Below are 21,932 nucleotides of genomic sequence, written 5' to 3'. Positions count from 1 at the left end.
CTTCGAGGTTCTCGTGGCTGGGGAGAAGGGCTTACTTGTCGAGCATCCAGACCGTCGGCATGCCGGCCCAGAGCTTGTCCACGCCCTTGAGGCTGGAGCGCGCGGCGAACGCGGCCGAGTACTGGCCCGCGTTGATGTAGGGCACGGCCTCGTAGGCGCGCGACTGGAAGGCGTCGAGCAATTCCTTGCGCTTGGCCGGCACCGTCTCCTTGAGCCAGGCCGTGCGCAGCTCGTCGAGCTTCTTGTCGCAGGGCCAGCCCGGCAGGCTGTTGCCGCAGGCCGCGCTCAGGTAGGCGTTGGCGATCGGCGAGTTGGCGTCGAACTCGCCGGCCACCGTCACGTACATGTTCCAGCCGCCGGCCTCGGGCGCATCGCGCTTGGCGCGGCGCGCGCCGATCGAGGCCCAGTCCATGGTCTGCGCGTCGACGTTCAGGCCGATGCTGCGCATGGTCTGCGCGGCCATCAGCGCCTCGGCGTTGAGGTAGGGCACGTCGCTGGGCACCAGCAGCACCACCTTCTCGCCCTTGTAGCCGGCGTCGGCCAGCATCTTCTTGGCCTTGGCCACGTCGGCCTTGCGGAAGGGCTCGGCGCCGGCCGCGGTCTCGTTCGGGCTGCCGCAGATGAAGTAGGTGGCGCAGTAGCTCATGCGCATGTCGAGCGGATAGCCCATGGCCGCGACGAAGCGCTCCTGGCTCACTGCCTGCAGCAGCGCCTGGCGCACCTTCGGGTCGTTGAAGGGCGCGTGCAGCTGGTTCATCACCAGGAAGGCCTGGTAGGCGCCGCCCGAGCCGATCTTGACGTTGCTGTCGGTGCGCAGCGGCGCGATGTAGTCGGGCGGCAGCTGCTCGACCAGGTCGACCTCGCCGCGCTTGAGCGCCGCGACCGCGCTGTTGGCGTCGGGCAGGTAGAGCCACTCCACGCGGTCGAAGCTGGTCTTCTTGCTGCCCGAGAGGCCGCTCGGCGGCTCGCTGCGCGCCACGTAGTTGGTGTTGCGCACGAACACCGCCTTGTTGCCCGGCACCCATTCGTCGCGCTTGAAGACGAACGGGCCCGAGCCCACGACCTCGGTCAGCGGCGCGGTCGCCGGCATCTTCGCGATGCGCTCGGGCAGGATCACCGGCGGAAAGCCCGAGGGCTTGGCCAGCCCGTCGAGCACCATGCCGAAGGGCTCGGTCAGCGTGAGCGTGAAGCTGTGGGCGTCGACCGCCTTCCATTCGGCGCCGCTGGCCACCATCGCGCGGCCCAGGCTGTCGCGCGCGGCCCAGCGCTGCAGCGAGGCGATCGCGTCGGCCGAGGTCACGGCGCTGCCGTCCGAGAACTTCAGGCCCGGGCGCAGCGTGAAGCTCCACTGCTTGCCGTCCTTCGAGGTGCTGTACTTCTCGACCATCTGCGGCTGCGGCTTGCCGTTCGCGTCCTGCGCGAACAGCGTGTCGTAGACCATGTAGCCGAAGTTGCGCGAGATGTAGGCCGTGGTGAAGGTCGGGTCGAGGATCTTCAGGTCGGCATGCGCGACCACGCGCAGCGTCTTGGGCTGCTGCTGGGCCGGCGCGTGCAGGCTCGCCGTGGCGAGGGCGAGTCCGCCGAGACAGGCGGCGAGAAGGCGGCGTGGTGAAGTCATCGCGGAACTCCGTGGGCTGAGGAAAAGAAAAGGGAACGAGGGAGAAAGAAAAAAACGAGGCGTCAGGCCGTGGCGCCGATCGGCCACTTGGGCAGCCGCGCCTTGCGGTAGGGCAGGGTGCTGAGATCGAGCGTGACCGCGCCCGGCGCACCCGCGTAGATCACGTGCTTGGCGACCTTCGAGTACGAGGCATAGAAGTGCTGCGAGGACTTCACCACCACGATCTTCTTGGCCGCGAGATCGCAGCCCAGTTGCGTGAAGAGGTCGGTGCCCATCGCCTGGTTGCGCAGCGTGATCAGCACGATCTCGATGCCGTTGGCTTCCACCAGCGCGCTGTCGCCCATCAGCACCGGCGTGCCCGCCAGGCCGGTCATCACCAGGTCGCGCTGCAGCGCCTTCACCGTGCACTCGAGGTCGATCGGGTCGCCCGACAGCGGGCTGATCTTGCCGCCGATGCGCATCGTGAGCTTGGCGCCCACGCCCGCGTCGAAGGCGATGCGCACCGCGATCGGGTCCCACATCGGGCCCAGCGCCGCATTGGTGATGCCGCGCTCGACCAGGCGGCGCAGGATGAAGGTCGAATCGCTGGCCGCGCCGCCGCCGGGGTTATCGGCGCCATCGGCCAGCACCACCGGGCCGCCGTCGAAGGCCAGCGCCGCGTCGAGCGAGGCGTCGATGCCGGGGTAGGGGACCGTGAGCGCGTCGCGCATCGCGATCACCTCGTCGGCCAGCTGGCGCGCCAGGGCCTGCGCCTTGGCTGCGTCGCCGTCGGTGTAGACCAGCAGCTTGGTGCCCATCTCGGGCACGTCGCCCCACGAGAAACCGTGCGTGAGCGAGACCGAGAGCACGCCGTCCTTGCCCTCGAGCGACTGCATGCGCTCGACGAAGCCGCGCGCCGGCTGGCGCGAGGTGTGGACCGTCACGATCATGTCGCAGTCGACCATCGCGGCCACCGGCTTCACCTTGCCCTCGACCTGCGCCGCGCAGATGTCGACCAGCTCCATGCCGCGCTCGAGCACGTCGGTGTGCGGGTACTCCTTGAACGAGATCATCAGGTCGGCATTGGCCACCATCTCGGGCGTGAGGTGGTTGTGCGGATCGAGCTCGGCGCCGATCACCACCTTCGGGCCCACGATCTCGCGCACCCGCTTCAGCAGGTCGCCCTCGCAGTCGTCGTAGCCGTCGGCCACCATCGCGCCGTGCAGGCCCAGCAGCACCATGTCGACCGGCAGCACCGCGCGCAGGTCGGCCAGCAGCTCGTCGCGCAGCGTCTCGTAGGCGTGGCGCGTGGTCGTGCCGCTGGGCTGCGCGCCGGCCACCATGCCTTCGAACAGCGTCCAGCCGCGTTCCTTGCCGCGGATGCGCGCGGCCCACAGCGGGCCCGAGAACAGCGTCATCGCTTCGGGATGCTTGCCGGCGGGGAAGTAGCCGCGGTCCTTGAACGAGGCCAGGCCCGTGGGCATGGGCGCGAAGGTGTTGGTTTCGGTGGCGAGGGAGGCACTGAAGACACGCATGGGGTTTCTCTTGTTCTCGGGGTGGAGGGAAGAAGGAGGAAAGATGGGGCGTTGCCGCGTCAGGCGGCGACCTTGCTGCGCAGCCGCTGCGGCCCGAGCATCTCGGCCGTGAGCCCGAAGCCCGCGATGCGCTCGGGCAGCGGCAGCCCGCGTGCCAGCGCCGCGCAGGCCTCGCCCATCGCGGCCGAGGTCTGGATGCCGTAGCCGCCCTGCGCCGCGACCCAGAAGAAGCCCGGCGCCGCGGGATCGAAGCCGCCGACCAGGTCGCCGTCGGCCACGAAGGAACGCAGGCCGGCCCAGGTGCGCGTGGGGCGGCGGATCGAAAGCGTGGTCACCTGCTCGATGCGGTCGATCGCGATCGCGATGTCGAGCTCCTCGGGCTGGATGTCCTGCGGCTCCACCGGGTCGGCATTGGCCGGCGAGCCGAGCAGCATGCCGGCGTCGGGCTTGATGTACCAGTCCTCCTCGGCGCCGAACACCATGGGCCAGCGCGCGGCCGTCGCGGCCTCGCCCTCGGGCGGCGCGAAGATGAAGGCCGAGCGCCGGCGCGGCTCGATGCCGATGGGCGGCACGCCCGCGAGCCGAGCCACCGTGTCGACCCAGGCGCCCGCCGCGTTGAGCAGCACCGGTGCCTCGTAGCTGCGCCCGCCGGCCTGCACGCGCCAGATCTCGCCCACGCGCTCGATGGCCGTCACGCCCGCGTCGCACACCAGCTGCCCGCCCGCGCGCCGCATGCCGCGCAGGTAGCCCTGGTGGATCGCATGCACGTCCATGTCGGCCGCGTCGGGTTCGTAGACCGCGCCGATCACCTGCTCGGGCCGCAGCGCCGACACCATCGCGCGCGCTTCGTCGGCACCGAGCCGGCGCGGATCGCCGGGCATGCCCTGCAGCACCTGCCAGTGCTCTTCGAGCTGCGCCTCCTGACCCGGGCCCGCAATCATCATCGCGCCGCGCGGCGTGAGCAGCGGATGCTCGGCGAAGCCCGGCGGCGGGTTCTCGAGAAAGGCGCGGCTGGCCATCGTGAGCGCGCGCACCTGCGGCGTGCCGTAGCTCTCCATGAACAGCGCCGCCGAGCGGCCCGTGGAGTGGTAGCCGGGCTGGTTCTCGCGTTCGAGCAGGATCACGCGGGCATGCGGCGCGAGCCAGTGCGCCACCGAGGCGCCGGCGATGCCGCCGCCGATCACGAGGAAGTCGGCGGTGGCGGTGGTGTGTTCGGTCGTTGTCATCGCGGCGGAGTGTAGGAACAAATTTGCGTATCCGCAAATTATCGAAAGCCCTGAGTTCCTTTGGCATCGTCTCGTGCAGAGTGAGGACGCGGCGAGGGGCCCAGGACGTTCGTTGCACCATGGCGGTGAAATTTGCGTACTTGCAATTTGCGCATACGCAAATTCCGGGCCCGGCCGCGGCGGCCCGGCGGTGGAGGGGCGGCGCATGGACTGGCAGAATCCTGCGCATCACAAGAGAGAGCCAAGCGTGAATCCACATACAGGGACCAAGCAGGCGGCGAAGCCGAAGGAGGCCGCGCCCACGCTGGACCGCACCACTTTCGGTTATCGCCTGCGCACCGCGCGCAAGCGTTTCGGCTGGACGCTGGCGCAACTGGCCGAGCGTTCGGGCGTGTCGATCACCACCATCTCGCGCGCCGAGCGCGGCCAGCTCGCGCTGGGCTACGAGAACTTCACCGCCCTGGGCCGCGCGCTCGACATGGACATGAACGCCATGTTCGCGGGCGCCGGCGTCAAGCCCGCCCAGTTCGACGGCCCCGTGGTCACGCGCGCCGGCAAGGGCGTGGTGTACCGCGGCCTGTCGATCGCCTACGAGTTCCTCGGCACCACCGCCGCCGGCAAGCAGATGAGCCCCATCGTCGGCGTGGTGCACGCGCGGCGCATCCACGGCCCCGAGGACTTCGTGCGCCACTCGGGCGAGGAGTTCGCCTATGTGCTCTCGGGCGAGATCGAGGTGCACTTCGACAACGGCGAGGTGGTGCGGCTGGGGCGGGGGGATTCGCTCTATTTCGACAGCCGGCTCGGGCATGCGTACATCAGCGTGAGCCGGCAGCTCGCGAAGATCGTGGGGGATGACGATCGGGGAGAGCGGGCACATGAAGTCGGCGCGGGAGGCGCCGGAGGTGGAAGCCGTGGAGGCGGTGGCGAAGAAGAAGTTAGGCCGCGCCGGCAAGGCTTGATGTTTCACTGAACAAGAGCATGTCCATTTCCGACGACACCTGGCCTTTCAGCGATGCACCGAATCTTGCGTGCTTCACCGTGAGGTCCATCATGAACGAGACCGCTCCAATCTTGCTCGTGTTCCACGACGAGGACGATGGCGCCTGGCAAATGCTGCCCAGCAGCGGTGCGGATACGTCAGAAGCAATGATCGTGGGGTTGAAGGAGTTGGTTCAGTTGGACCAAACCCTTGTTGAACTCGCGAACCTGCCGCTAGGCTGGTTTGCTGGCGCGAAGACAAGAACTCGCCGTGGATATCTCGGCCAAGGGCGGAATTTCCTGCCGACTGAAGACTGAACCGAGACCTCGATCCAGGCGCCGACGGCGGCATTCATCGGCCGCCGGTAGGCAAACAGTCGGCCTACACGTTCCCGCGCATCGAGGCCTCGCAAGGCCCGACACCGGCCCGCATGCGACTCAGGTATCTCCAGGCCCGAATCTCCATCTAATTCTTGCCGCGTAGCATCCGCGCCGCCCACGATGAAGCGATGCGCCGTACGCAAACCCGGCCGGGCAGGATGGACGAATGAACACGAGAAACAAGATCGCGACGCTGCTGGTCGTCGCGGCTGCTGCCGTTGGCGCGGCCTTTGCCTATGCGTGGGAGCCGGCCATCGCGGCCTTGCCCGCGCCACCGCCGCCAAGCGGCGACCAGGCGCTCCTGGTGCGAGGCTCGCACGTGGCCAGCACGGGCGACTGCATGGTGTGCCACACGGCCGCCAACGGCAAACCCTTCGCGGGCGGCCTGCCGCTCAACACGCCCTTCGGCACGATCTACAGCACCAACATCACGCCCGATGCCGAGACCGGCATCGGCACCTGGTCGCTCGAGGCCTTCACCCGCGCCATGCGCGCCGGCGTGTCGCGCGACGGGCACCTGCTGTACCCGGCCTTTCCCTATCCGCACTTCACGCGGATGTCGGATGACGACATCGGCGCGCTCTATGCGTACCTGATGGCGCGCACGCCGGCGCATGCGCCAGCCAAGGCCAACCAGCTCACGTTCCCGCTCGGCTTCCGGCCGCTGGTCGCGGGCTGGAATCTGCTGTTCCTGCAGAAGGGCCCGCTGCCCGCGCCCGGCACGGCGCAGTCCGACGAATGGCTGCGTGGCCGCTATCTGGTGGAGGGCGCGGCGCACTGCGCGGCCTGCCACACGCCGATGAACCTGCTCGGCGCCGAGAAGAGCAGCCAGCCCTTCGCGGGCAACCTCATCGACGGCTGGGAAGCGCCGCCGCTGAATGCGCTGGCCAGCGCGCCCAGGCCGTGGACGAAGGAGCAGCTCGTGTCCTACCTGCGCACCGGCCTCGCGAGCGAACACGGCGCGGCCGCGGGGCCGATGCTGCCGGTGACGCAGCACCTGGCCGACGTGCCCGAGTCGGACGTGCGCGCGATCGCGACCTACATCATGGGCCTGCAGCCCGCGGCCCCTGCCGCGGCGCAGGCCGAGCCGGCCAGGGCGGCTGCGTCCGCCTCGGTCGCCGCCGCGGCAGTGCCCGCGGGCCAGCGCGTCGATGCTGGTGCCGCGCTGTTCAACGGCTCGTGCGCCGGCTGCCACGGCGGCGCGGCGCCCATGCGCACCATCGGCGACCGGCCCGCGCTCGGCCTGAGCACGGCGGTCAATGCCGACAGCGCACGCAACGCCATCAACCTGGTGCTGGGCGGCAACCCGTGGGGCGGTTCGGCATCGGCGCACTACATGCCGCCGTTCGCGGATGTGTTGAGCGACGAGCAGATCGCCGAGGTGCTGAGCTACGTGCGCGCCAGCGCCACGCAGCGCCCGGCCTGGCCCGATCTGCAGAACGAGGTTGCGAAGGTCCGCAAGGAGAAGGAGGCATTGCCGAAATGATCACGCTCACCGTCAACGGCGTCGACCACGCGCTCGACATCGACCCCTCCATGCCGCTGCTGTATGCGCTGCGCAACCACCTGAAGCTCAACGGCGCCAAGTACGGCTGCGGCCTCGGCCAGTGCGGCGCCTGCACCGTGATCGTCGACAAGCGCCCCGTGTTCTCGTGCCTGATGCCGGTGTCGGCGGTGGGCAAGCGCGCGGTGCGCACCATCGAGGGCCTGGGCAGTGCCGACAAGCCGGCGCCGATCCAGCAGGCTTTCATCGCGCAGCAGTCGGCCCAGTGCGGCTACTGCATCGCCGGCATGGTGATGCGCGCGCAGGCGCTGCTCGACGAGCGCCCGGGCGCCGACGAGGAAGAGATCCGCCAGCACATGCAGCCCAACCTCTGCCGCTGCGGCACCCACATGCGCATCGTGGCCGCGATCGTCGATGCGTCGAAGACGCTGGCCGGCACCGCGCGACAAGGAGCATCGCGATGAGCCGCCCCGCACGGCGGCATGACGCCGCGCTGCGCAACCCGAGCCGGCGCCACTTCCTGGCGGCGGGTTCGCTCACCGTGAGCTTCTCGCTCTGGCCCGGCGCCGCCGCGCTGGCCCAGCAGGGCAAGCAGGCCACCGAGGCGGGCGCGCCCAGCGCGCTCGATGCCGGCACCGCCAAGCTGCCGGGCGACCTCACCGGCACGCCCATGCTCGACGCCTGGATCCGCATCGACGAGCAGGGCCGCATCACCGTGTGGACCGGCAAGGCCGAACTCGGCACCGGCATCCGCACCGCCTTCACGCAGATCGCCGCAGAAGAGCTGAGCGTGCCCTTCGAGGCAGTGCACCTGGTGACGGCCGACACCGCCGTCACGCCCAACGAGGACTACACGGCCGGCAGCCATTCCACCGCCGACAGCGGCACCGCCATCCTCAACGCGGCGGCGCAGGTGCGCGTGCTGCTGGTGGGCTCGGCCGCCGGCAAGCTCGGCGTGGCGGCCGATACCCTCAAGCTGCGCGACGGCGTCATCTCCGCCCCTGACGGTCGCACCCTGAGCTATGGCCAGGCCGTGAGCGGGCTCGACCTGCACCGGCGCGCCGAGCCGCGCTCCGAGCTGGTCGATCCGAAGCAGCACCGCGTCATCGGCCAGTCGCGCCGGCGGCTCGACATCCCGGGCAAGGTCACCGGCGGCGCGAGCTACGTGCAGGACATGCGCCTGCCGGGCATGGTGCATGCGCGCATGGTGCGGCCGCCGTCGTACGGCGCCGTGCTGACCGGCGTCGACAGCGCGGCCGTCGAGAAGATGCCGGGCGTCGTCAAGGTGGTGCGCGACGGCAGCTTTCTGGCCGTGGTGGCGCAGGACGAGTGGCAGGCCATCCAGGCCATGCGCGCGCTCACCGAGGCCGCGCGCTGGCAGGAGAGCGCTTCGTTGCCCACGCCGGCCACCATTTACGACACGCTGATGAAGCTGCCGCGGCAGGAGATCCACGTCGGCGACCGCCATGGCGAGACCGTGCCCGCGGCCAAGACCCTGCACGCGCGCTACACCAAGCCCTACCTCGCGCATGCGTCGATCGGCCCCTCGTGCGCCGTCGCGCAGTTCGACGCGCAGGGCAAGCTCACCGTGTGGACCCACTCGCAGGGCGTGTTCCCGATGCGCGGCGCGCTGTCGGAACTGCTCTCGATGAAGCCCGAGGACATCCGCTGCGTGCATGTCGAAGGCTCGGGCTGCTACGGCCACAACGCCGCCGACGATGCAGGCGCCGAGGCCGCGCTCATCGCGCGCGCCGTGCCGGGTCGGCCGGTGCGGCTGCAATGGATGCGCGAGCACGAGTTCACCTGGGAGCCCTTCGGTCCCGCGATGGTCACCGACGTGAAGGCCTCGCTCGACGCCAGCGGCCGCGTGGTCGACTGGCAGTACGAGATCTGGAGCAACTCGCACAACCAGCGCCTGGACAACGCCGGGCGCTTCATCTCCGCGCAGTACCTCGCCAGGCCCTTCACGCCGGCGCCGCCCAAGCCCATTCCCATGCCCGAGGGCGGCGGCGACCGCAACAGCCTGCCGCTGTACAACTTCGCCAACTACAACGTCGAGCACCACTTCCTGCCCGACATGCCGGTGCGCGTATCGGCCATGCGCGGCCTCGGCGCGTACATGAACGTCTTCACCATCGAGAGCTTCATGGACGAGCTGGCCGCCGCCGCGGGCGCCGATCCGGTCGAGTTCCGGCTGCGCCATCTCGACGACCCGCGCGGGCGCGACGTGGTGCAGCTCGCGGCGAAGAAGTTCGGCTGGGACCCCAGGCGCAAGCGCGTGCCGAACCGCGGCGTGGGCTTCTCATTCGCCCAGTACAAGAACCTGATGAGCTACCTCGCGCTCGCGGTCGAGGTGTCGATCGTGCCGGAGACCGGCGAGATCCGCATCGAGCGCGCCATCGCGGCCATCGACTGCGGCCAGGTCGTCAACCCCGACGGCGTGCGCAACCAGGTCGAGGGCGGCATCCTGCAGTCGGCCAGCTGGACCCTGTACGAGCAGGTGCAGTACGACGCCCAGCGCATCCGCAGCTACGACTGGAGCCGCTATCCGATCATGCGGTTCTCGGACGTGCCGCGGAAGGTGGAGGTGCACATCATCGATCGGCCCGGGGCGCCATTTCTGGGGACCGGCGAAGCATCGCAGGGGCCGGCGCCTGCGGCGTTGGGGAATGCGATTGCGGATGCGACGGGGCGGAGGTTGCGGGGGCTGCCGTTGGCGGCGGGGCGGAGGCTTGGGGAATTCAGCCAAGGCTGAGACTGGGGAGGCTGATAGTGGGCGCCGCGCCTGTGAGGTCTTGCCTGGAGAGAGCGCTATTTGGGTTAGTGCTCGCAAACGATCTTAAAAAACTTTGGCTGTCGCAAGCTCAACCGATTACGTCTTTTGCATGGCGCATTGGCAATGTACTTTGGTCGTCCGTTAAAGAACGGCGATTCTGAGTTTGCCGAGGGGCCTCTCTGCTGAAGCGAGGAGAGCCCTTTTTTCGAGAAGAGAAATATGGGCGCCGTCGAGCATGGTTTTGTGCGTCGATGCGTCGTCGGTGTAAAGCCAAGAGTTTCTTTGAGAGGATGCATCTCCATCCGTTTGCTGCGCTGAGAAAATCCATTCTTGCGAAGAGGACGCATTGATGAGGAGTCCCGCGAGACTTTGAACCGCGGGGAGGTCTGTTGCGTTTAAATCTTCAGCGGGGAAGGTCGCTTAGCAGCGGTTTCAGCCGGTCGCGGACCAAACTTCGACGACCGCTGTGGGGTCAAAACCGGTCACTCGTTGCGGCCGCTTCAGGCGGGTATCCGCAAAAGCCGAAGCGGTGCATACATCGGGAGTAGCTTACTAACGCCTATAAAGATTCACTTTAATATCATCGGTGAACAAACGATCCTCACCCCACGATGAAATAATATTTCTTGAATCAAGCCAATTGACCAAATCTCGATTTTCGGAGTTGTTTTTCAGCCTCGGCGTGGCGTAGCCCGTCTTAATTTCAGAAAATGGACGAGGCAGGCTGGCCAAGATATGACGCACTTCTTCATCTGACAGAAGGGCATGATATTTGTTGAAGAGGGAAATTTGCGTTGCAATAGGGTGGGAATTAATTATTATTGACTGAGCACTGTCCCCATCAATTCTGGATATGTTGCCATCTGTGTTAATAATAATCGAGCCGATAAGTGCAGATCGTTCTGGAAAATTTTCCAGCGCCTCCAGGTTCATTAATTCTATTATCCGAAGCTTAGTTGAATTATCAAAGTCAGATCTTAAAAGATTTTCATGGAAGTCGTCGTCTAGCGCAAAGCTGTTGTGATCATTAAGATATGTGTTGATGTTGTTCTTGGCGAAAATTATCTGCAAATCTTCACTATGAGCGAGTGCGTCGAAATTCTCTTTTGTAAATGTAACTTTCCCTTCAGATATCAAAATTTGAAGCTTGGCTTGTTCAAGTTCTTGAGGCAGCGTTTGAAATGACTCCGGCAGAGCGTGGATATACGCTTTGTACGCGGAATCAGACAGCGAACCAGCATCGAAGAGGAACTGACGCAGCTTCAGTGAGCCCGAGTCGCTTGGTATAGGGTGTTGCAAGATAGTCGCACGCACTGAATCTAAATCGAGAAATCCGATCAGGCTATCTGGCTCAAACCCAGCAGCCTCTATGAATGCGAGGCAATTCGTCCAATTTGCTTCAATGGCATTTAGCTGAAATATTGTTGTCTGCCATTTCTCAGGCACACCCTCCAGAGTTGGTAATTGGGTTGTCTGTATTTCAAGGAAATTTCGAACAGCGTCGGGATCAAGCGAATCCTGGCTAAGGATGGCCAAAATAGCAGAGGCATCCTCTTTTGTGTTTTCTTGCAATTTCAAAAGAACATCGCGCAGATAAATATCAAAACTGCGTTCTACCCTGCGTATCAAGGCGATGTTATTCGTTGAGCGAATGGTGGTGAAATTCCTTGCGCGCATTGAATTGAGATCGCTTTTTCTCAAAATCTGTTGGTGGATATATTCCAGGTTCGTTATTGTGAGTCCGTATCTCCCTTCGTCGAACATGAAGTGTGCGATTTCAGGATGGTCTTTGATTTCGGTTAGGTCTGTGACCTCAAAATCGAGACAGCCAAGGCGCTCGGTTGTTAATTCAGGCAGGCGTGCCAAAATTTCGGAAAGGTTTTCAGCAGCAAACGTCGATAGTTCGTTAAAATCTTCCGCGAGTTGTTTGAGCGAGCTTAACGGTAGACTCGCGATCAATTGGGTAACGTGGGAAATACTGTTGGGACTCTCAATGGCAGCTGGTACAAGATTTTTCCAAGCGTTGGCCAATCTCAGGAGAAGCACAGAGACATTGAGGCCGCTGGTGTAATAAGCGTTGAAAAATTCTTCGCAGCTTTCGAAATTAGAGGAAAGAAACTCAAAAAGTTTTTGTACTTGGACAGGGTTAAGACTTTGGTCGTTTAGAAGGGTATCGACGAGCCTAATGTTCAAGACGTAGCTCTGTCGAAAATCCTCCTCTCGCATCGCCGCAATCACTTCTTTGGGATTGTCAAGTGGGAAATTTGGTTCGGGGGTAACGAATGCCCGTATTTGAATCAAAAATCTATTGTCATTGGGCGACAAGCGGCCTGAGTGAAAAAGTGAAGTGTATTGGTAATAGGTGTCGTCGAGATGACCTTCTAAGATCAGAAAACGAGCCAATTCTCCATTCTCTTCGAAACCTTTAAAGAGGTCTTCTGTGTGATCGGCATTTAAACGCAACAGTTCATTAAGCTTGACCATCCGAAGTGCGGGAATCTTTAATCTCAGATCGTAAATTCTTCTTAGCACCTTATTTTTATTATCGGCCTCCTTATTTTTGATCTCCTCCTTGCGTTGTTGATAGGATTTCTGGGGGTCCACCTCGGCTTGCAGATTAGAGAAATCAGCCCAACTCGAATGGTTATTGGCATGATAGAAGAAAAGGCGTGGTGCCATGATCAGTTGTTCAAACGCATCATGATTCACCATTTGGTTAAGTGGAATCCATGTTTGCCGATCAAGTCCAACGTTGATAACACTCACCGGAAGCTTCTCAATAAGAGCCATAGCGTAAATTTGCCGCAACTCTCTCAAGTCTGAAGGGGTCTGTCGCTCGCCAACTTCAAGTCCCCTTTCGAGCTCCTCGATCTCGCTTCTGTATCTGGCTTCGCCCTGTCTAATAAGTTCGTGTTGGTGATTCAGGATTTCAGCGAGATTCCCCACGCCGCGATGCAATTGTTCGAAATCCCTCGGATAGACGTTTTTATAGATTAGAATTGCCAGAAGCTTGTTGGCGTCAAGCAGGCTTTCGCCGTCAGTTTCCAAGTTGGCCACATAAATAGCATACTCGTTGAAGATATTCTGAATCAATCTCAAGTCGTTCAGGTAGTGTGAGACTTCTCGCAAAAACTGTCGATCGAGACGCTCGTCTAGTGCGAGTCTTCTTCCTTGCGCTAATACCATGTCTATCGAATTTGATGTATTGATGATCGGTATTACGGGAATAATAAATTCGAAAAACTTGGTTCGATCGGTGTTGATAAACATGTCATCGCGCAAGGCGTAGAGAAACCTGATGGTTCGTTTTTACGCCCGCATTCTCGTTTACAAGACTATTAATTTCTCGCAATGTTACGAAAATCTCGCTATCATTGAATCGATCTAGGTCCTCAATGATCACAAGATCGTAATCTGTTGACTGAAAGAAATACAATATTTCATCCAAGTGGCGATTCAATATTGAGGTTTGGTCATCATGTGCGGGCCGTATTTCAACGTCCTTCAACGAAACGCTCTTGAGGGATAGGCCGAAGCTGGCAACATAAAAATGATGCAGCGTTAACCATAAGAATATTGCTGCGAACGCGCCAATTCCAAAATTAAATCCATTGCTGAGTGCGAATGGAGTGAAAAATGTGCCGCTGATAATATCCTTGCGCTGACTAAACACATACCAAAGTGCGAGAATTCCCAGTGTTATATATAAAGATTTAAGGATGGACCAAACGCCGGGTGACTGGATTCTTTTAAATCGTGACAGCGGAAGTTTATTTGCATCGGCGCCATACAACATTTGCTGTAAAATACTTCTCTCAATCTCTTGGCGACTCACTTTTCCGCCGTCCGAATTGACTTCGGGGACGAACGCAGCAAGAGAGATATGAAGCGCAGGCCGCCGATAACTCTTCAAGAAAGATTGGATAATGCTGCTCTTTCCCGAGCCATAGGGGCCAGTTAGAGCAATATTGGAGACCTTTGCATTGTTTGTGGCAAATCGAATTGCTTCGGAATACACGCCGGCCTGGTCCGCCTTATCAGTTGGCGCGAGATCCAAGAACTTGGTTTTGGTGGCGCTGGAGTTGTCTTTATTTTCCTGCCAAGACAAAACGCTATCGAGGATGTTCGCAAGTCCGCGAACTAGAGAGATAAGGGTTTTTTTCATACGATGCTGGTCCATCTCATCTTCAGGAGTCGGATTGCGTTTTGTCCCCAAATTTTTGATACCTCTGAGGATAACTCTGCTTCTGTCCGTGAGGATTTTTCGATGCGCTTGACTTCGGTGGGATATTGTTTTTCTCACTTTATGGCGGTCTCCTATGAGGATCGAAAGATGCTTTGGTCGCAAACCCCTGTCCGCACGATGCAGAGAGCATCCCGCAATCTATCCACCTGCAACTGACGACAAGTGTTCTGCAACTCACCCGCGACCCGTTGTTAGGCAGTCGGCAACGTCAATGCTCGGATAGCCAATTGGAGCGGTAGCCGATTGGTCGCAATGTGGCTGCCAGCATCAGCAGTCGCTGTCTGGTCAGGTCACTGCACTACGACGTCTGCTTTGGGCGCACTGCCACTCTGAGCTCTCCCGCTGACCGAGAGCAACCGGTCTGGAGCAGCCACTCGATCCACGAGCTTGATTGTGGGCGCGTCCGCCAACCCAATTCACTCTGGCGCCGTGTCACGCCAGCGTCGACTGGTGGACCCAGCGCTATTTCCTCATCGTTTCGCACTGCTCTTCGATCCGCGCATGAAGCAAACCCAGCGATACCGCAACGAAACGCTGCAGCGAACTGCGTTGGCACGCTTCGAACACGGGGGCGGGGTCGGTATCGGGTGACGCAGCATCGTGCCGCTCTTCATCCCACTGCAACAGTTGAACCAGCAAGTGCGCGCCTTGCACCACGTCGCGCGCATCGTTGAGAAATGAAGCCCGGTGATGCAGGGATGGATCGAGTCCTTCGCATGGAATCCATTCGAAGGGTTTGAACTGAGGGCGAGGACGCAGGGATGTGCTGGCATCGCCGGTCGCGTTGGAGTCGTCGGCCATAGGCCTCCAAGGATGTTGATTTGCAACAACCGACGCACTCGACGCCAATCGAGGGCGGCAGCTCGAACGGGTTGGCGTACCGGGACATCCTTGCGGAAACCGGCAGGGCGCGAGCCCTCCCGTCCGAGCCGCCTAAAGGGGCGCGAACGAGAAAGCCGCAGACCAGTGCGGTAGCTGCGGCTTTCGTCGCAGGATGTCTTCGGGACGCCAATCCCGGCCCCGCTCATCACGAGGCGAGGGCAATGTACGCGCTCATCACAAAGGCAGTCAAGCCTTCTATCCGATGCCGCAAGGGTGTCTCCATCGACGCGGCACCCTGTCACCAATTTGCTCCCCATCCCACCCCGCCTCGCTATCCTTCCGCTCGCATTCACTTCAAGAAAAGGGGACCCTGATGACTCAACCTTCCTCACCCATCTTCTCGCTGCGCTCCATCGCGCTGGCCTGCACCTTCGTCCTGGGCGCCGCGACCGCAGCCCATGCCGCCCCCGATGCCAAGCTGCTCGCCGCGGCCGAGAAGGCGCAGCCGGCGATGATCGAGAACCTCAAGGAGATGGTGCTGATCCAGTCGGGCAGCCTCAACGTCGACGGGCTGATGAAGATGGCCGACGTGGTGGAAGGCCGGCTCAAGGCGGCCGGCTTCAAGGTCGAGCGGCGCAAGGCGACGGCCGGGGCGGGGGCCGACATCGTGATCGGCGCGATGAAGGGCAACGGCAAGCGCAAGATCATGCTGCAGGGCCACATGGACACGGTCTACCAGCCCGGCATCCTGAACTCGCAGCCCTACAAGGTCGACGGCAACCGCATCTACGGGCCCGGCATCGCGGACGACAAGGGCGGGCTGGCGGTGATGATGGCCTCGCTCAAGATCCTGGCCGACGCGGGCTGGCGCGACTACGACACGCTCACGGTGCTGATGAATCCCGACGAGGAAGTGGGCTCGGTGGGTTCGGGCGAGTTGATCGCGACCACGGCCGACCTGCACGACACGGTGCTGTCGTTCGAGCCGACGGCGGCGAAGTCGGTGGTGAAGGGCGAATCGCTGCTGCTCGGCGCGGCCGGCATCGCGCAAGCCACGCTCGAGGTGAAGGGCCGCGCCTCGCACGCGGGCGCGGCGCCCGAGCTGGGCCGCAACGCGCTGTACGAACTCTCGTACCAGATGCTGCAGACCAAGGACCTCGCGAAGGACATCCCGGGCGTGACGCTCAACTGGACGGTGGCGCGCGCGGTGGGCCCGATCAACCAGATCACCGAGAAGGCGCAGGCGCTCGGCGACGTGCGCATCACCGAGCCCGGCGCGGAGAAGAAGCTCGACGCGGCGCTGCAGGCGAAGATCGCGAGCGGCAAGCTGATTCCCGACACCGAGACGACGGTGAAGGTGGAGGTGGGCCGCCCGGCCTTCGTGGCAGGCGAGAAGGGCCGCGCGCTGGCCGAGAAGGCACAGGCGATCTACAAGGAGATCGACCGCGAGCTCGCGCTCACGCCGATGACCGGCGGCGGCACCGACGCGGGCTACGCGGGGCGCTCGGGCAAGGCGACGGTGGTCGAGAGCTTCGGCCTCGCGGGCTTCGGCTACCACGCGCGCGATGAGTACATCGAGGTCGACTCGATCGTGCCGCGGCTGTACCTGGTGACGCGGCTGCTGACGGAGATCGGCAAGGGCCGCTGAAGCACGCCGCACCCGACGTCAAAAAGGCGCATGCGAAGGACTCGCATGCGCCTTTTTGCTGGGGGCTGAAGGCTTCGATCGGGTGGCGCGCCGGGGCGCCTGCCGTCACTGCGGACGCTGATCGCCGGGCGGGCGGTTGCGGTGCGCGGCGGCCTGGGCTTGTGCCTGGGCCTGCGCTTGAGCTTGCGCCTGCCGTTGCTGCATCTGCTGGGCCTGTTGCTGCTGGCGTTGCGCGGCCTGCTGCTGGGCCTTTTGGGCCTGCTGCTGTTGGCGCTGCATCGCTTGCTGCTGTGCTTGTTGAGCCTGTTGCTGCTGGCGTTGCATGGCTTGCTGCTGCGCCTGTTGAGCCTGCTGCTGTTGCCGCTGCATGGCCTGCTGCTGGGCTTGTTGCTGTGCCTGTTGCGCTTGCTGCTGCTGGCGACGGACCTGCTCCTGTTGCTGCTGGGCCTGCTGTTGCTGGCGTTGCGCGGCCTGTTGTTGCTGCTGCTGTTGTTGCTGCATCTGCTGGCGCCGCGCCTGTTCCTGCTGCTGTGCCTGCTGGGCGGCCTGTTGCTGTTGCTGCCGTGCCTGGTTCTGCGCGACCTGCTGCTGTTGCATCTGCTGGCGGCGTGCCTGCTCCTGCTGGGCCTGTTGCTGTTGGCGGGCCTGGTTCTGCTGGGCTTGCTGTTGCTGCTCTTGCTGGCGACGAACCTGTTCCTGCTGCGCCTGCTGTTGCTGCTGCTGCCTGCGGCCCTGGTCTTGCTGAGCCTGCTGTTGCTGGTGTCGCGCCTGTTCCTGCGCCTGTTGTTGTTGCTGCTGTTGTTGGCGGCGCGCCTGTTCCTGTTGCGCCTGCTGCTGGCCGGCCTGGTTCTGGGCCAGTTGCTGCTGGCGACGAGCCTGCTCCTGCTGTGCTTGCTGCTGCTGCGCCTGCTGGCGCGCGGCCTGGGCCTGCTGGGCTTGCTGCTCGCGCGTCTGCTGTTGCGTCATCAACTGCTGGCGCCGCGCCTGGTCCTGCTGTGCCTGTTGTTGCGCCTGTTGTTGATGCGCCTGCTGCTGCATCTGCTGTTGGCGCGCCAGGGCCTGCTGCTGGGCTTGTTGCTGTGCATGCTGCTGGCTCTGCAACTGCTGCGCGTGTTGCTGCTGCTGTTGCTGCATCTGCAGCTGACGCGCCTGTTGCTGCTGGGCGAGCAGCGCGGCGGCCTGCTGTTGCTGGGCCTGCTGCTGCATCGCGAAGTTGGGCGACTGCCCCGGATGGGCGGCCTGCCAGGCTGCCACGCCCGCATCGCCGCGCGGGCGGTCACGGTCGCGGCCGCCGCCGTTGTTGTTGTAGACGTTGTTGACGACGGTGGTCGAGCGCGAGACGTAGGTATTGTTGTTGTAGACCACGGCCGGGCGATAGGCCGGCGGCGGCGGCGCGGCGCGCTGATAGTCGCGGTCGCGCGGGCGGCCCCAGTTCACGTTCCAGGAGTTCCAGCCCCAGCCATGGCGCTCGAGCGCCGAGGCCACGACCACGCCGGCACCGAAGGCCAGCACGCCCGCCGTGGCGACCTGGGCGCCGCTGTAGCCGCGGTCGACGTACACGGGCTGCGGCGGGGGCGTGTAGGCGTAGCCCGGGTAGGCCGCCACGGGCTCGCCGTAGATCTGCTGCGGGTTGTAGCTGGGCACGTAGACCACGTCGGGCTGCGCCTGCTGGATGGTGATGAGCTGCTGCGGCGGCTCGACGATGAGCGGGCCCGCATAGGCACCCTGCGGATCGGGCGCGGGCGTGTAGTTGGCCGGCGCCGCGGCGGTGGCGACCTTAAGCTTGTCGTTGTTCTTGAGCCGGCCGGCCTTGGAGGCGCGCTGGCGCATGACCTGGATCGCGTTCATCACGTCGGCCGGGTCGTTGTAGTAGGCCTTGCCCAGGGCCTCGGTCCAGGGCAGGTTGCCGGCCATCTGGTCCATCACGTTGCGGAAGGCGGTCAGCGACTTGACGCTCGGGTCCCAGGGCTGTTGGTTGACGGCATCGGCCAGAGCGCCGGCCTTGAGCGTGGGGTTCTGCTTGAGCCACTCCTGCGCGGAGGTGATCTGCTCGGGATAGGTGGCGCCGGCCAGCACCTGCGCCACGAGCTTGTCGGGGTACAGCGCGATGGGCGCGACCATCTGGTAGAGCTCCTCGGCCGCGGGTGGCACGTAGGCCACGGGCATGGGCGCCGCGGGTGCCGGTGCCGCGACGGCTGGCACGGAGGCCGCGGCCTGGGGCGCGGGTGCGGCGGCGTTCTGCGCGGCGGGGGTCTCGGACTTGTCGCAGCCCGCGAGCACCAATGCTGCGGTGCACAGCGACAGCGTGAGTGCACGCGCGATGGGAGTGTGATGGGAGGGGATCATGCTGGCCTTCCTGGGGCGCTTTGGCGGCACCCGCCCGTACTGAACGGGGGCCGCTTATCAAGCGATGACGCAGGATGGCCCGAGGATGCAACCGGCTGTGTCGTCTGCCGGGCGCAGGCCGGGTAGGAACAGGCCTGTCAAGAAGGTGAAGGGCCGGTGAATGCCGGCCCCTTGGTCCCAGTCAGCTCGCGGTCAGTGCCGCGGCGTGGGGCTGGCGGCTACTTCGCGCCGCCGGTGTACTTGGTGACGCTGCTCGCGCTCACGTGGTAGCCGCTCACGCCCATCATCGAATCGTTGCGCAGGGTCTGCAGCTTGCCCGTGACCCACACGGTGTCCATGGCGCGGAACTTGGCGCCCTTCTGCGGCACCACGTGCAGGATCTGGTTGGCCGGCGGCGGCGGGGTGTGGATGCAGGCGCCGAAGTAGGGTACGAGCAGGAACTCGGTGACCTCGCCCTTGGCTTCCTCGAGCGGCACGATGAAGCCGGGGATCTCACCTCCACGCCGTTCATCGCGGGATTGGTCGGCGCGTTGTTCGACACCTCCTGCATCTTCATCAGCAGCTCGTTGGCGCGCGGGTCGCCGTCGTCGAGGGCGCTGAGGTCCATGCCCTTGAACTCCTTCGACGGGTCCCAGTCCTTGGGCACGAGTTCTTCCCAGGTGATCTGGCGCGGCTGGCCGGCCGGGGCCTTGGCGGTGGCCGCGGGGGCGGCCTTGCCGCCGAGGGGGTTGGTGGCCGTGGTGTCCTTGGGCGCGGGTTCGGCGGCCCAGGCGGCGGCCGCGAGGCTGGCGCCGGCCATCAGCAGGGCGAAGCGCTTCGAGGCCTGGACGGCGGGATGGAGAGTCTTTGCGTGGCGCATGGGATCAGATCCTCGGTGAAAGCCCGTCGGCGAGCGAGAGCCGGTAGGCGCGAATGCCGGGCAGCAGGCTCGCCAGCCAGCCGGCGGCCAGCAGGCTCGCGAGCAGCAGCCATTCGTTCAGTGTAGGTTCGGAAAGCCGCAATGTCAGCCCGAACTGCGACTGCAGCCAGGGCGCGAGGCCGGCGATGCCCAGCACCGCCATCAGCACGCCCACGAGCACGCCGAGCACGGTGACCAGCGCGCCTTCGAGCGCGAGCAGCGCCAGCACGTGGCGCAGGCCCGCGCCCACGGCGCGCAGCACGGCGAGTTCGCGCCGCCTTTCGTCGAGGCCGGCCATCACCACCGACACCAGGCCCGCGAGGCTCACGAGCGCGACCAGGCCCGACATCAGCAGCAGCGCGTTCTCGCCCACGCCGATCACGCTCCAGAGCTCGTCGAGCGCCACGCCGGGCAGGATCGCCATCAGCGGCTCGCCGGTGTAGGTGGAGATCCAGCGCTGCACCGAGAACACGGCCGCGCGATTCTTCAGGCCCACGAGCGCGGCCGTCACGTTCTTGGGCGTGAGGTCGAACTTGCGCACCTGGTCGGCCGGGATCTTCACGCCGGGCATGGGCGCGCCGCCCACCCATTCGAGGTGGATCGCCTCCATGGCCGCGAGGCCGATGTGCACGGTGCGGTCGACCGGCGTGCCGGTGCGCGCGAGCACGCCCACCACGGTGAAGGGCTTGTCGGCATGCTCGGCCACGTTGAGCTCGCCGCTGCCGTGCGCCAGCGTGATCTTCTGGCCCACGTGGTAGCCGAGCTTGTCGGCCACCTCGGCGCCCACCACGGCGTCGAACAGCTCGCTGAAGGGCTTGCCCTCGCGCAGCGCGAGCGACTGGCGGTCGCCGTAGCGAAAGCGCGTGAAGTACTCGGGCGAGGTCGCGAGCACGGCGAAGCCGCGGTGCGAATCGCCGAGCGACAGCGGCACGACCCAGCCGACGCCGGGATGCGCCTGCAGCGCCTGCACGCTCTTCCACGCAATGTTGTTGGTGGCCGCGCCGATGCGGAACACGGAGTACAGCAGCAGTTGCGTGGAGCCGGTGCGCGCGCCCACGATCAGGTCGGTGCCCGAGACCGAGGAGGCGAAGTTCTCGCGCAGCTCGGTGCGGATGCGCTCGACGCCCAGCAGCAGGAAGGTCGACAGCGCGATCGAGAACACGGTGAGCGCGAGCGTGAAGCGGCGGTTCCAGGCGCTGCGCCAGGCGATGGAGAAGAGGGCCTTCATTCTTCGGTCGCCATCGTCGCGCTCGAGGCGCGGTTGATCTCGGGCAGCAGCACGTGGCGCGCGAAGCGCTGCGCGATGCGCTGGTCATGGCTCACGAACACCAGCGCGCTGTCGTTCTCGGCGCAGGCGGTGAGCAGCACGTCGAGGAAGGCCTCGCGCCGGTCCTCGTCGAGCGCGGAGGTGGGCTCGTCGGCGATCACCACCTCGGGCTGGCCGATGAGCGCGCGCGCCGCCGCCACGCGCTGCTGCTGGCCCACCGAGAGCTGCATGGCCTGGCGCTGCCAGAGCTTGCGGTCCAGGCCCATCTGATCGAGCAGGTGCTCGGCTTCCTCGCGCGCGCCGCGCTGGCGCGAGGCCTGCTCGCGGCGGCGTGCCGAGAAGCGGCAGGGCAGCAGCACGTTGTCGACCACGCTCAGATAGGGCAGCAGGTTGAACTGCTGGAAGATGTAGCCCACGTGCGCCACGCGGCAGCGGTCGCGCGCGGCGCCCGAGAGCTTGGACCAGTCGTGGCCCAGCAGGCACACGCGGCCCTCGTCGGCCACCAGCACGCCGGCCAGCAGCGACAGCAGGGTGCTCTTGCCGCAGCCGCTCGGGCCATGCAAAAACACCGATTCGCCGGCCGTGATGCGGAAGGCCTCGATGTCGATGCAGGGCGTGGCGCTGCCGGGCCAGGAGAAGCGCAGCGATTCGGCCGAGAGCACCACGCGCAGCGGCGTGGATTCGGCCTGCGAAGGAAGGCTCACGGCC

General features: G+C 64.5%; 14 protein-coding genes and 2 pseudogenes. 6 read left to right on the top strand and 10 right to left on the bottom strand.

All coding sequences use genetic code 11. The features are described 5' to 3' along the window. Nucleotides 1-31 precede the first annotated feature (31 nt). The 3 genes from ACHMXE_RS33780 to ACHMXE_RS33770 form a co-directional block, all read right to left on the bottom strand. Entirely contained in the window at nucleotides 32-1,618 is a 1,587-nt protein-coding gene (locus ACHMXE_RS33780; RefSeq protein ID WP_093349074.1) for an ABC transporter substrate-binding protein, read from the bottom strand. 62 nt (nucleotides 1,619-1,680) lie between these two features. Continuing rightward, complete coding sequence (locus ACHMXE_RS33775; protein WP_395348378.1) at nucleotides 1,681-3,132, bottom strand: M81 family metallopeptidase; 1,452 nt, start codon at nucleotides 3,130-3,132, stop codon at nucleotides 1,681-1,683. Nucleotides 3,133-3,191: 59 nt separating this feature from the next. After that, nucleotides 3,192-4,358: an NAD(P)/FAD-dependent oxidoreductase gene (locus tag ACHMXE_RS33770; protein ID WP_395348377.1), complete on the bottom strand. Its 1,167-nt coding sequence runs from the start codon at nucleotides 4,356-4,358 to the stop codon at nucleotides 3,192-3,194. A 247-nt stretch (nucleotides 4,359-4,605) separates the two neighbouring features. Here ACHMXE_RS33770 and ACHMXE_RS33765 point away from each other — a divergent pair. From ACHMXE_RS33765 to ACHMXE_RS33745, 5 genes and pseudogenes are all read left to right on the top strand, one after another. Beyond that, nucleotides 4,606-5,317, top strand: a pseudogene (locus ACHMXE_RS33765) (helix-turn-helix domain-containing protein). 19 nt (nucleotides 5,318-5,336) lie between these two features. Next, complete coding sequence (locus ACHMXE_RS33760) at nucleotides 5,337-5,654, top strand: hypothetical protein (protein WP_395348376.1); 318 nt, start codon at nucleotides 5,337-5,339, stop codon at nucleotides 5,652-5,654. Between the two features lie 229 nt (nucleotides 5,655-5,883). Continuing rightward, on the top strand, nucleotides 5,884-7,203 hold the full coding sequence (locus ACHMXE_RS33755; protein WP_395348375.1) for a c-type cytochrome: 1,320 nt from the start codon (nucleotides 5,884-5,886) through the stop codon (nucleotides 7,201-7,203). Further along, entirely contained in the window at nucleotides 7,200-7,685 is a 486-nt protein-coding gene (locus ACHMXE_RS33750) for a (2Fe-2S)-binding protein (RefSeq protein WP_395348373.1), read from the top strand. Before ACHMXE_RS33755 ends, ACHMXE_RS33750 begins: the two co-directional genes overlap by 4 nt. Continuing rightward, nucleotides 7,682-9,976: a molybdopterin cofactor-binding domain-containing protein gene (locus ACHMXE_RS33745; protein ID WP_395348371.1), complete on the top strand. Its 2,295-nt coding sequence runs from the start codon at nucleotides 7,682-7,684 to the stop codon at nucleotides 9,974-9,976. Before ACHMXE_RS33750 ends, ACHMXE_RS33745 begins: the two co-directional genes overlap by 4 nt. A gap of 573 nt (nucleotides 9,977-10,549) precedes the next feature. Here the strand turns inward: ACHMXE_RS33745 and ACHMXE_RS33740 are convergent. The 3 genes from ACHMXE_RS33740 to ACHMXE_RS33730 all read right to left on the bottom strand — a co-directional run bounded on the left by ACHMXE_RS33740 (nucleotide 10,550) and on the right by ACHMXE_RS33730 (nucleotide 15,044). After that, on the bottom strand, nucleotides 10,550-13,267 hold the full coding sequence (locus ACHMXE_RS33740; RefSeq protein ID WP_395348369.1) for an ATP-binding protein: 2,718 nt from the start codon (nucleotides 13,265-13,267) through the stop codon (nucleotides 10,550-10,552). A gap of 1 nt (nucleotide 13,268) precedes the next feature. Further along, complete coding sequence (locus ACHMXE_RS33735) at nucleotides 13,269-14,177, bottom strand: P-loop NTPase fold protein (RefSeq protein ID WP_395348367.1); 909 nt, start codon at nucleotides 14,175-14,177, stop codon at nucleotides 13,269-13,271. Between the two features lie 528 nt (nucleotides 14,178-14,705). Continuing rightward, a complete protein-coding gene (locus ACHMXE_RS33730) occupies nucleotides 14,706-15,044 on the bottom strand; it encodes a hypothetical protein (RefSeq protein WP_395348365.1) in 339 nt (112 codons plus the stop codon). Between the two features lie 394 nt (nucleotides 15,045-15,438). Between ACHMXE_RS33730 and ACHMXE_RS33725 the strand changes: the two genes are divergently transcribed. Then, nucleotides 15,439-16,713, top strand: coding sequence for a glutamate carboxypeptidase (locus tag ACHMXE_RS33725; protein ID WP_395348364.1), 1,275 nt, complete (start codon nucleotides 15,439-15,441; stop codon nucleotides 16,711-16,713). Between the two features lie 105 nt (nucleotides 16,714-16,818). On the opposite strand, the gene ACHMXE_RS33720 is transcribed toward ACHMXE_RS33725, so the two are convergent. The 4 genes and pseudogenes from ACHMXE_RS33720 to ACHMXE_RS33705 all read right to left on the bottom strand — a co-directional run bounded on the left by ACHMXE_RS33720 (nucleotide 16,819) and on the right by ACHMXE_RS33705 (nucleotide 21,928). Further along, nucleotides 16,819-19,059, bottom strand: coding sequence for a DUF3300 domain-containing protein (locus ACHMXE_RS33720; RefSeq protein ID WP_395348362.1), 2,241 nt, complete (start codon nucleotides 19,057-19,059; stop codon nucleotides 16,819-16,821). Nucleotides 19,060-19,277: 218 nt separating this feature from the next. Then, nucleotides 19,278-19,918: pseudogene (locus ACHMXE_RS33715) on the bottom strand (DUF3299 domain-containing protein). A gap of 4 nt (nucleotides 19,919-19,922) precedes the next feature. Continuing rightward, nucleotides 19,923-21,185 (bottom strand): ABC transporter permease, encoded by a 1,263-nt coding sequence (locus ACHMXE_RS33710; RefSeq protein ID WP_395348360.1) that lies wholly within the window; start codon nucleotides 21,183-21,185, stop codon nucleotides 19,923-19,925. Next, nucleotides 21,182-21,928 (bottom strand): ABC transporter ATP-binding protein, encoded by a 747-nt coding sequence (locus ACHMXE_RS33705; RefSeq protein ID WP_057589538.1) that lies wholly within the window; start codon nucleotides 21,926-21,928, stop codon nucleotides 21,182-21,184. Before ACHMXE_RS33705 ends, ACHMXE_RS33710 begins: the two co-directional genes overlap by 4 nt. Between the last annotated feature and the right edge of the window lie 4 nt (nucleotides 21,929-21,932).

Source organism: Variovorax sp. UC122_21, assembly GCF_044056785.1.
In the GTDB taxonomy this organism is placed as follows: Bacteria; Pseudomonadota; Gammaproteobacteria; order Burkholderiales; family Burkholderiaceae_C; genus Variovorax.
The sequence above is the reverse complement of the archived record's forward strand: the minus strand, read 5'-3'. Positions and strand labels throughout refer to the sequence as shown.

Coding starts and splice junctions, on each gene's coding strand:
- ACHMXE_RS33755 (WP_395348375.1), top strand. CDS start 5,884: ATGAACACGAGAAACAAGATCGCGACGCTGCTGGTCGTCGCGGCTGCT.
- ACHMXE_RS33760 (WP_395348376.1), top strand. CDS start 5,337: ATGTCCATTTCCGACGACACCTGGCCTTTCAGCGATGCACCGAATCTT.
- ACHMXE_RS33725 (WP_395348364.1), top strand. CDS start 15,439: ATGACTCAACCTTCCTCACCCATCTTCTCGCTGCGCTCCATCGCGCTG.
- ACHMXE_RS33745 (WP_395348371.1), top strand. CDS start 7,682: ATGAGCCGCCCCGCACGGCGGCATGACGCCGCGCTGCGCAACCCGAGC.
- ACHMXE_RS33740 (WP_395348369.1), bottom strand. CDS start 13,267: ATGTTTATCAACACCGATCGAACCAAGTTTTTCGAATTTATTATTCCC.
- ACHMXE_RS33775 (WP_395348378.1), bottom strand. CDS start 3,132: ATGCGTGTCTTCAGTGCCTCCCTCGCCACCGAAACCAACACCTTCGCG.
- ACHMXE_RS33770 (WP_395348377.1), bottom strand. CDS start 4,358: ATGACAACGACCGAACACACCACCGCCACCGCCGACTTCCTCGTGATC.
- ACHMXE_RS33735 (WP_395348367.1), bottom strand. CDS start 14,177: ATGGACCAGCATCGTATGAAAAAAACCCTTATCTCTCTAGTTCGCGGA.
- ACHMXE_RS33710 (WP_395348360.1), bottom strand. CDS start 21,185: ATGAAGGCCCTCTTCTCCATCGCCTGGCGCAGCGCCTGGAACCGCCGC.
- ACHMXE_RS33780 (WP_093349074.1), bottom strand. CDS start 1,618: ATGACTTCACCACGCCGCCTTCTCGCCGCCTGTCTCGGCGGACTCGCC.
- ACHMXE_RS33750 (WP_395348373.1), top strand. CDS start 7,200: ATGATCACGCTCACCGTCAACGGCGTCGACCACGCGCTCGACATCGAC.
- ACHMXE_RS33730 (WP_395348365.1), bottom strand. CDS start 15,044: ATGGCCGACGACTCCAACGCGACCGGCGATGCCAGCACATCCCTGCGT.
- ACHMXE_RS33720 (WP_395348362.1), bottom strand. CDS start 19,059: ATGATCCCCTCCCATCACACTCCCATCGCGCGTGCACTCACGCTGTCG.